The 2,987-nt window shown below is 39.4% G+C and carries 4 protein-coding genes; all 4 read left to right on the top strand.

Features of this window, described 5'->3' with window-relative positions; all coding sequences use genetic code 11:
- A partial coding sequence (locus QZ055_RS08945) for a solute carrier family 23 protein (RefSeq protein WP_295826343.1) occupies positions 1-896 on the top strand: 896 nt, incomplete at its 5' end.
- A 219-nt stretch (positions 897-1,115) separates the two neighbouring features.
- Positions 1,116-1,556 (top strand): MOSC domain-containing protein, encoded by a 441-nt coding sequence (locus tag QZ055_RS08940; protein WP_227721202.1) that lies wholly within the window; start codon positions 1,116-1,118, stop codon positions 1,554-1,556.
- Between the two features lie 25 nt (positions 1,557-1,581).
- Complete coding sequence (moaA, locus tag QZ055_RS08935) at positions 1,582-2,547, top strand: GTP 3',8-cyclase MoaA (protein WP_119209113.1); 966 nt, start codon at positions 1,582-1,584, stop codon at positions 2,545-2,547.
- 1 nt (position 2,548) lies between these two features.
- On the top strand, positions 2,549-2,851 hold the full coding sequence (locus QZ055_RS08930; RefSeq protein ID WP_119206974.1) for a hypothetical protein: 303 nt from the start codon (positions 2,549-2,551) through the stop codon (positions 2,849-2,851).
- Positions 2,852-2,987 lie beyond the last annotated feature (136 nt).

Genomic DNA, 2,987 nt, shown 5'->3' with positions numbered 1-2,987 from the left:
GTATTAACTTGATGCCAGTTGCCATTAATTGGATGGGCGGTGGTGTAGGCAATCCACAATTTGGTAGTTTTACAAATATTGGACTCGGGTTCCTTACCTTCTTAATCGTCGTGTTTGTTTATAAATTTGCAAAAGGTTTCTTCAGTAATCTTTCTGTACTAATCGGTTTGATTGCGGGGACAGCTATTGCTTTTGCCATGGGTGTTACCAACTTTGACGAAGTTGGTCGTTCCAGCTGGATTGCAGTTATTGAACCTTTCTATTTCGGTTTACCAACCTTTGATTGGGCTTCTGTGCTTTCCATGATTATCGTAATGCTTGTTGTTATGGTTGAAACAACTGGTGATAGTATTGCGATTGGTGAAATTGTAGATAAGCCAATTGGACGTAAAGAGTTGGCATCAATCATTCGTGCTGATGGGGTGTCTACTGTTATCGGTGGTATTCTTAATAGTTTCCCATATACAGCATTTGCTCAAAACGTGGGCCTTATTGCTGTAACTGGTGTTAAGAGTCGCTTTGTAGTTGCTGCATCTGGTGTGATCTTGATTTTATTGGGATTATTCCCTAAATTAGCGGCTATCGTAGCTAGTATTCCAAATGCCGTATTAGGTGGCGCTGGTATTGCTATGTTTGGTATGATTGTTGCTAGTGGTATTCGTTCCTTGGGCAAGGTTAGCTTTGAAGGCAATCATAATTTAATGCTCGTAGCAATCAGTATTGGTGTAGCTATGATTCCTATTGCAGCGCCAAACTTTTATGCTAATTTCCCTGCTTGGGCACAAATTATTTTAAAATCTGGTATTACCTTTGGTAGTATTATGGCGATCTTGCTTAACTTACTACTTAATGGTGTTAATCATGGTGATGAAATTAAAGAAATGGGTCGCCGATAAGAATTACTATATGAGAACTCTGTTCCTAGGAGCAGAGTTCTTTTTTAGTGATTAAATTCATAGGAAAATTGTATGAATACTATGATATAATAAATAGATAATTGTAGAATAATTTTATGGTGCTTTCAGTAATACGAGAATCATAAAAAATGGCTGCAATTACATGTTGAAATAAAGTTATGTATATATGGTATGTTCCCATAAGAAGGGAAGGGTTACATGGCAGACGGAAAAATTATTGCTATCTCTATTAGTGAGAAAAAAGGGCAAAAGAAACATAATATTGAATCCGCTAATCTTATTGTAGATCACGGTATGGAAGGTGATGCGCATGCAGGCAATTGGCATCGTCAAATCAGCTTGCTTGGCATTGCAAGTATAGACCATATGCGCGCTCAAGGGGCGGATGTTAAACCTGGTGATTTTGCAGAAAATATCACTGTTGAAGGTATGGTACTTTACGAATTAGCCGTAGGTACACAATTACAAATTGGTAGTGATGTAATTCTTGAAATCACTCAAATTGGTAAGGAATGTCATCATGGTTGTGAAATCATGAAACAAGTAGGATCTTGTATTATGCCTACACAAGGCATCTTTGGCAAAGTCCTTAAAAATGGTACGATTCACGTAGGTGATGAAGTATCTATTATTAAATAACTCTGTATTATAAACGAGGTGTGTTATGAAAGACGCATGGGGCCGTACAATTGAATATGTACGTCTGTCATTGACAGATGCGTGTAATTTTTGTTGTCCCTATTGCCGACCTGCTGAAATTACACCTCAAAGTCAAACACAATTATTATCAGTTGATGAATGGATGACTATTTTAGGTGCCTTCCATCGTATCGGCGTGAAAGCAGTGCGCTTAACTGGTGGCGAGCCATTGTTGTATCCTCATATTGAAGAGCTGTTAACCCGTATTAAGGATACTGGTTGGTTTGAAGATATATCTATGACTACGAATGGTAGCCTACTTGCATCTCGAGCACAACGATTGAAAAAACTTGGATTGAACCGAGTGAATATTAGTCTCGATTCTCTTGAAAGTGATGCCTTTGCTACTTGTGTAGGTAAAGAAGGTCAGCTAGATTCTGTGCTAGATGGTATTCGTAGTGCTATTAGTGCAAACTTTAAATCTGTGAAGATTAATACTGTATTATCTCGTCATTGGTCTGATGAAGAAGTCAAATCTTTGTTACAGTATGTAGAAAAATGGCCTGTTATATGGCGATTTATAGAATACATGCCATTCCAAGGTGATGCATTCCATGGACCGACCTTTGATGAGTGGCGAGCTCAATTGGAACGTGTAAGTGGGGGGCCTCTTACAGAGGTTCACTCTGTGTATGGTTTTGGTCCTGCTACGTATTTAGCGTTGCCAAGTGGAAAGGCTGTAGGCTTCATCTTTTCTATGTCTCATAGCTACTGTGATACATGTAATCGCGTACGTCTTACATCAGATGGGCAAATGCGTTTATGCTTGTTGCGTGATGATGAGGCTGATCTTGTATCTCTTGTGCGCAATGGGGCCACAGAGGAAGACTTAGCTTTGCATATTGAACGTGCGTTGCAACGAAAGCAAGAACGTCATGATGGCGTAGGTATGGAACAACCAGAACGTCCTATGTGGCGCATTGGAGGATAATATGGGATTTTTTGATTTTCTAAAACCAAGATCAAAGGAACATATTGAAGAATGTTGGCCTGGTGGCAAGATGCTTCAAGTCCATATCGAATACGATACACAATCTGCTGTCATTACCTACAAGGGGCGTTATGGATTGCAATTTAATGTGCCAAAGGCAGATGTGACAGATATTATCGTCAAAGAAGTAAGCCGTACGCATAGCGTTCTTCAACTGTATAGTGGTGCTGACTGTGTAGGAACTAGTGATATACTCCCTACAGAGGCTTGTAATACGATGAAGGATTGGCTAAGGCAATATTGATGTATATGTTTTATAGGAATGTAATAAATATTCTTTACATTCCTATAAAATAGGCATATAATTAGTCGTGTCATGGACCACTAGCTCAGCTGGCAGAGCACCTGACTCTTAATCAGGGTGTCCAGGGTTCGAACCC

This window comes from uncultured Veillonella sp. (genome assembly GCF_905209685.1).
Lineage (GTDB): Bacteria > Bacillota > Negativicutes > Veillonellales > Veillonellaceae > Veillonella.
The sequence above is the reverse complement of the archived record's forward strand: the minus strand, read 5'-3'. Positions and strand labels throughout refer to the sequence as shown.

Coding starts and splice junctions, on each gene's coding strand:
- QZ055_RS08940 (WP_227721202.1), top strand. CDS start 1,116: ATGGCAGACGGAAAAATTATTGCTATCTCTATTAGTGAGAAAAAAGGG.
- moaA (WP_119209113.1), top strand. CDS start 1,582: ATGAAAGACGCATGGGGCCGTACAATTGAATATGTACGTCTGTCATTG.
- QZ055_RS08930 (WP_119206974.1), top strand. CDS start 2,549: ATGGGATTTTTTGATTTTCTAAAACCAAGATCAAAGGAACATATTGAA.